Annotated in this window: 1 protein-coding gene; it reads right to left on the bottom strand. The window is 68.0% G+C overall.

Features of this window, described 5'->3' with window-relative positions; genetic code table 11:
• Positions 1-328 (bottom strand): glycosyltransferase (locus tag EOB49_RS34960; RefSeq protein ID WP_281060641.1); only part of this gene is annotated, 328 nt, incomplete at both ends.

Genomic DNA, 328 nt, shown 5'->3' with positions numbered 1-328 from the left:
ATGACGGCGATCTCCGAGACGGTCGAAGCGCCGGAGCGCGAGATCACCAGGTGCGCGGCCGCCATGCGCTGCGCCATGTCGGTGAAGAAGGGCGAGACCTCGACGGCGAGGCCAAGCGCGGCATAGGCCGCCTTGACCCGCGCCACGTCATCCGCGCGCGCTTGTTGGGTGATCACCAGGCGCTTGCGCTGGGCATTGGACAGGAGCGCGATGGCTCCCGGCACGGCATCGGAAAAGAACTGGGCGCCCTGGCTGCCGCCGAACACCAGCAGTCGGAACGGCTGTTCCCCGGTCGATGCCGCATAATTCGTCCTGGCCGCTTCCAGCA

The sequence above is a fragment of the Mesorhizobium sp. M7A.F.Ca.MR.148.00.0.0 genome, from assembly GCF_003997735.1.
Taxonomy (GTDB): Bacteria; Pseudomonadota; Alphaproteobacteria; order Rhizobiales; family Rhizobiaceae; genus Mesorhizobium.
This window is presented reverse-complemented; position numbering and strand designations above follow the sequence as displayed.